Source organism: Streptomyces adustus (assembly GCF_009377175.1).
GTDB lineage: Bacteria > Actinomycetota > Actinomycetes > Streptomycetales > Streptomycetaceae > Streptomyces > Streptomyces adustus.
In genome coordinates, this window is record NZ_VJZD01000397.1 from 1 (window position 1) to 5,473 (window position 5,473).

Below are 5,473 nucleotides of genomic sequence, written 5' to 3' on the forward strand. Positions count from 1 at the left end.
GCATCAAGGCGCCCGCCGGGAAGCCGGGCGCCTTGATGCTCGCGAGATACCCGTCCTTCACCGTGTCCACGGTCGCCCAGTCGTCCTTCAGGATGCCGCCGGTGTCACCGGAGTTGGGGTTCCACGACCAGAACGTCCAGTGGAAGGCGTCGGCGCCGTAGGTGGCGGTCGGCCGCAGATAACTCACCAGCGCGGCCAGCCACTTCTGGTCCACCGTCGACTGGAGCGTCGTACCGAACTCGCCGACCCACACGGGCGCGATGTTCTGTTTGAAGATGTAGCCCCAGTACTTGTCCCAGACGCCCGGCATGTTGGCCGGGAACGTCGGGTCGCTGAACCAGCTCTGCTGGGCGACGCTGGTCGCGTAGTCGTGGGCGGAGTACACCACCCGGTTGGCCACACTGAGCTGCACGGGGTACTGCCCGACGCCCATCAGGTTGCCGCCCCACCAGCCGGAGACCCCGTTGAACGACTGCACGCCCTCCACGAAGATCAGCAGGGCGGGGTTGACGGACAGCACGGCGTTGCCCGCGCGCTGCGCCGCCAGCCGCCAGTCCGTGGCCGCGTCACCGCAGCCCCAACAGGCCGGGTCGTGCGGCTCGTTGTGCAGGTCGATGCCGATGACGGTGTCCTGGCCCGCGTAACGGGACGCCAGGGCCTTCAGGTTGGCGATCCAGGTCGACTCCGGGACGGCCGAGGTGTACCAGAGCGCCGACTGCCCGCCCGAGTCCGGCCGGTGCCGGTCCAGGATGACCTTCAGACCGTCCTGGCCCGCGTACGACACGATCCTGTCCATGACGCCCAGCGAGTTCAGCCCCGCCAGGTCGGCGTTCTTGCCGCCGGAGAAGTCGATGCTGTTCGGGACGGTCGCGCTCTTGAAGATGTCGTCGCTGTAGGGGAGGCGGATGGTGTTGTAGCCCAGCGACTTCATCTGGTCGATCATGCTCTTGTAGTCGCGCGACCAGAGGCCGTGCACGACGTAGTTGGCGGTCTCGAAGCCGAACCAGTTGATGCCGGCGATCCGCACCGGCTGTCCGGACGCGTCCAGGATCTGACGGCCGCTGGTGTGCCAGTAACCCGCCCCGGCGTCGGCCGCGGCAGCCGCCGGGGCGGCGGCCGCGTGGGCGGTCTGGACACCGGCCAGCGGTAACAGGAGTGCCGCGGCGGCGGCACACAGCGCTCTGCGCAGACTGCGGAACATGTCGCTGCTTCCTCTCGTGGGGGGCTGCGGGTCCGGAACATGTGGGAGCGCTCCCACGACGCCGCGCCTTCCATGGAAGTAAGAACTCACGCGCCCGTCAAGACGCGTGACGTCACCTCAGTTCCGGCGCAGCAGCCTCCGCAGGCCGAACAGCCCGGCGCAGACCGCGGCGACGGCGAGCGCACCGTAGGTGACACCGCTGCCGCCGGAGTCGCCACCCGTCGCGGAATCCCCCGAACCGCCACCGCCGGACGGCTTGCCGGAGCCGGACCCGCTGCCGCCCGCCCCGCCGCCGGGCGCGTCCTCCGCCTTGACCGGACTGTCGGCGCCCTCGCTGCCGTACATGAGCTTGGTCCCGTCGGCGGAGTAGCTGACGGACTCGCCCTGCCCCTGCAACGGCACGTTCAGGCGGCCCAGCCGCTCGATCCTCCCGCCGTTCCAGTCGTAGTAGATGCCCCCGAAGTAGCCGCGTACGGCGAGTTGCCGACCGTCGGGCGAGAAGGCGGCGTCCGTCGCCCAGAGGTCGACCGTGGCGACGGGCTTGAAGATGTTGGCGCCGGAGGACGACAGCTCGGCCGGGCCCTCGTAGAGGTGCCCGCCGTCCTCCTTCTTGTCGATGATGTACACCCGGCCGGTCTTCGGGTGGACGACGAGCGACTCGGCGTTGCGGGCGCCGTCGGAGTACTTCACCACGTACTGCGTGGCCCTGATCGTCTGGTCCTTGAGGACCTTGGGCTCGGGCAGCCGGTAGATCCAGACGTACGGCCAGGTCCCGTCGAGGTTGTCGCCGATGTCGCCGACGTAGATCTGGTTGCCGGGGCCGATGGAGATGGCCTCCACGTCACGCGGCGAACCGATGCCGCTCAGCGTGACGGTGGCGACCGTCTTTCCGGTGGCGCTGTCCACGGCGTAGATGTAGGGCCCGTCGTCGCTGTCGTTGTGGGTCCAGTAGATCCCGGGGTGCAGGTGGGAGGCGGCCAGGCCGCTGGACTCGGTGATGCGCGGGTCCTTGATGGTGAAACCCTCGTCGCCGTCGGCGGCGAGGGCGGGCGCGGCCAGCACACCCGTGAGCAGGACACCGGCAAGGAGGGCGAACGGTCGACGCATGCCCCCAAGACTGCCATCCCGGACCTGGTGCCGCGTCAGCCGAGGTCCGCCGCGCGCGCGTGGCAGGCCTCACACCCGGGCCGGTCCACCGACGGCCCGCCGATCGTCCATCATGAGCGGATGCTCAGGTTCATGCCCGTCGGCGACTCCCAGACGATCGGAAGCGCCGGCGAACACACTTGGCGTTACCGGATGTGGCAGCACCTGCGCACGACGTACGGCCGTCCGTTCGCCGTCGTCGGCCCGCGCGAGACGCTCCACGACAAGGCGACGGACGCGCCCACGTCGTACGAGTACGCCGAACCGGACTTCCCGCGCGCGCACCTGGCCGGCTGGGGCGAGGGCTGGCTGCACATGGCCCCGCTGGTCGGCGACGCGGTCCGCGCGCACCGGGCCGATGTGCTGCTGGTCGCGCTCGGCCTGATCGACCTGGGCTTCTACACGAACGCCCGGCAGACGACGGACAACGTGCGGCTCTTCGTGGCCGAGGCGCGGGCGGCGAACCCGCGGGTGCGGATGGTCGTCCTGCCGGTGATACCCAACTCCCGCGCGCTGGAGGACCCCGACTTCGCGGTGGAGGTCTCCGCCTTCAACGAACTGCTGGCGAAGGCGGTCGCCGACCTCGACGAGCCCCGCTCGCCCCTGCTGCTCGCCTCGCCGCCGCCCGGGTACGACATCAACCACGACACCTACGACGGCACGCACCCCAACGCGAGCGGCGAGCACAAGATCGCGGAGGCGTTCGCGGAGGCGATGCACCAGGGGTGGGGACTGGGCGGGGAGTACGAGCGGGACTGAGACGGGTCCACTCCGGCAGGCCTCCGGCATATTCCACTCCTGCCCGTGACCCCGTCACCGTGCGTATCGTTGTACCGCGCGGCGGCACTGGTCCATGGGGCCGTCGGGGAGGAGCGCCACGATGACCGTCCTCGCCGAGGTGCCCGTGTACCTCGTCGCCGACCCCTGCCAGGGCAGGTGCCATCTCTTCACCCAGCCCAAGGACGGCGAGTACGTCAGTGAACTGACCGTCTCCTTCGGAGCGGACATCGACCTCACCGCGACCCCCGTCGGCCTCACCCTCACCACCGACGACTTCCCGCGCGGCTGACACCGCCCGCCCTTGCATAGAGCGCACTCCAGGCCGTTGGCTTGGAAGCCATGGAATACACGCAGCTCGGACGCACCGGACTCAAGGTCAGCCGACTCGTCCTCGGCACCATGAACTTCGGCCCCCTGACGGACGAGGCCGACAGCCACACGATCATGGACGCGGCGCTCGACGCCGGCATCAACTTCTTCGACACGGCGAACGTCTACGGCTGGCGCGAGAACAAGGGCCGTACCGAGGAGATCATCGGGAACTGGTTCGCCGGGAGCGGTGAGCGGCGCGACAAGGTCGTCCTCGCCACCAAGGTCTACGGCAACATGGCCGCCGAGGGCGACGCCTGGCCCAACCACGACAAGCTCTCCGCGCTCAACATCCGGCGCGCGGTCGACGCCAGCCTGAAGCGGCTGCGGACCGACCACATCGACGTCTACCAGTTCCACCACGTCGACCGCTCGACCCCCTTCGAGGAGATCTGGCAGGCCGTCGACGTACTGGTGCGGCAGGGGAAGATCCTCTACGTAGGGTCCTCCAACTTCCCCGGCTACAAGATCGCCCAGGCCAACGAGATCGCCGCCCGCCGCGGCACCATGGGCCTGGTCAGCGAGCAGTGCCTCTACAACCTCGCCGAGCGACGCGCCGAGATGGAGATCGTCCCGGCCGCGCGGGAGTACGGGCTCGGGGTCATCCCCTGGTCACCGCTCCAGGGCGGTCTGCTGGGCGGTGTGCTCAAGAAGGAGGCCGAGGGCGGACGCCGGGCCTCCGACCGGACCGCCGACACCCTCGCCGACCCGGCCAGGCGCGCGCAGATCCAGGCGTACGAGGACCTGCTCGACAAGCACGGCCTGGAGCCCGGCGAGGCCGCGCTGGCCTGGCTGCTCACCCGGCCGGGCGTGACCGGCCCGATCGTCGGCCCGCGCACCGCCGAGCAGCTCGCCTCGGCGCTGCGCGCCGTCGAGCTGGAGCTGGGCGAGGAGCTGCTGGCGGGTCTCGACGAGATCTTCCCGGGTCCTGGCCCGTCCCCGGAGGCCTTCGCCTGGTAGACGGCCCACCGTCGGGCGCCCGACGGACGGTCGCCGGGGGGGCTCGCCCCGGTGGGCCGGGCCGTCGGCCCGGCGGCCACGGCAGGCCCGCACGCCGGCGCGGTCACGGCACCCGAAGGGGCACGGGCTCACCCGGTCATGGCCTCACCCGGTCGCGGACCCGTACGGCCGCGGCCCCGCACGGCCGTGCGCTCACTTGCCTAGCGCGGCCGCCAGGGCGACGACGACGAACAGCAGCACAAGCGCACCGGCCATGATCCGGTTCCGGGTTTTCGGGTCCACGCGTCCGAGCGTAACCGGCCCCGGCGCAAACCCGTCCGGCGGACCGTCCCGAAGCCGCCCGGCTCCGCTCAGGCCACGTGGTCCCCGTCACCGGCGGCGCTCCCGTCGTCCCCGGTCCGCCGGGCGGGGCCCAGCGGCCAGCGGGCGACCGTCTCGTAGCGGGGCTGCTCACCGGGCACGCCCGACTTCGGCAGGTTGCTGCGGACCAGGCACAGGTCCGTCACCGTCCAGGTGTCGCTGGTGAAGCCGGCGAGGGCCTCGACGTACGGGTGGGTGTCGATCGCGTCGCGGCTGCGGGCCACCGTCAGATGGGCCTGGTAACGGCGGTGCTCGCCCATGGGCAGGCCCGCCTTGCGCGCGGCGGCCTCGCTCCGGTCGGCCAGCAGCCGCAGCGTCTCCAGATCGCCTGCCGCGCCCGTCCACAGCGCCCGTCCGTGCCCGAACTGTCCGCCGCCGCGCAGTGCCAGCGGGAAGGGGGACGTGCGGTGCGCGGCACGCTCCAGGCGGGCCGACAGCTCGGGTACGAGGTCGTCGTCGACCTCTCCGTAGAACGCGAGCGTGAAGTGCCAGCCGGGGCGGCCCGTCCAGCGCAGCCCCTGCGCACCGGGCAGCTTGCGCAGGACGTCGACCTCGGCGGCCAGTTCGCGGGTGACGTCCTGCGGGGGCAGCACGGCGGCGAAGAGTCTCATGGACGTCACCCTTCCAGGGAACGGACCACCCGGCGAGCCCCCGCCC

The 5,473-nt window shown here is 71.1% G+C and carries 5 protein-coding genes and 1 pseudogene; 3 read left to right on the forward strand and 3 right to left on the reverse strand.

From position 1 onward, the window contains the following. On the reverse strand, positions 1-1,201 hold a 1,201-nt coding region (locus FNH09_RS44210; protein WP_152895517.1), incomplete at its 3' end, for a glycoside hydrolase family 5 protein. 117 nt (positions 1,202-1,318) lie between these two features. Continuing rightward, positions 1,319-2,308 carry a WD40 repeat domain-containing protein gene (locus FNH09_RS44215; RefSeq protein ID WP_152895518.1) on the reverse strand — a complete coding sequence of 330 codons (990 nt, stop codon included), beginning with the start codon at positions 2,306-2,308 and terminating at the stop codon, positions 1,319-1,321. Positions 2,309-2,428: 120 nt separating this feature from the next. Between FNH09_RS44215 and FNH09_RS44220 the strand changes: the two genes are divergently transcribed. From FNH09_RS44220 to FNH09_RS44230, 3 genes and pseudogenes are all read left to right on the forward strand, one after another. After that, complete coding sequence (locus FNH09_RS44220) at positions 2,429-3,106, forward strand: SGNH/GDSL hydrolase family protein (protein ID WP_152895519.1); 678 nt, start codon at positions 2,429-2,431, stop codon at positions 3,104-3,106. A gap of 133 nt (positions 3,107-3,239) precedes the next feature. Continuing rightward, positions 3,240-3,416, forward strand: a pseudogene (locus FNH09_RS44225) (Uma2 family endonuclease); the annotation flags it as partial. A 50-nt stretch (positions 3,417-3,466) separates the two neighbouring features. Next, entirely contained in the window at positions 3,467-4,456 is a 990-nt protein-coding gene (locus FNH09_RS44230) for an aldo/keto reductase (RefSeq protein ID WP_152895520.1), read from the forward strand. A gap of 350 nt (positions 4,457-4,806) precedes the next feature. On the opposite strand, the gene thpR is transcribed toward FNH09_RS44230, so the two are convergent. Continuing rightward, entirely contained in the window at positions 4,807-5,427 is a 621-nt protein-coding gene (gene thpR, locus FNH09_RS44235; RefSeq protein WP_152895521.1) for an RNA 2',3'-cyclic phosphodiesterase, read from the reverse strand. Between the last annotated feature and the right edge of the window lie 46 nt (positions 5,428-5,473).

Coding starts and splice junctions, on each gene's coding strand:
- thpR (WP_152895521.1), bottom strand. CDS start 5,427: ATGAGACTCTTCGCCGCCGTGCTGCCCCCGCAGGACGTCACCCGCGAA.
- FNH09_RS44220 (WP_152895519.1), top strand. CDS start 2,429: ATGCTCAGGTTCATGCCCGTCGGCGACTCCCAGACGATCGGAAGCGCC.
- FNH09_RS44215 (WP_152895518.1), bottom strand. CDS start 2,308: ATGCGTCGACCGTTCGCCCTCCTTGCCGGTGTCCTGCTCACGGGTGTG.
- FNH09_RS44230 (WP_152895520.1), top strand. CDS start 3,467: ATGGAATACACGCAGCTCGGACGCACCGGACTCAAGGTCAGCCGACTC.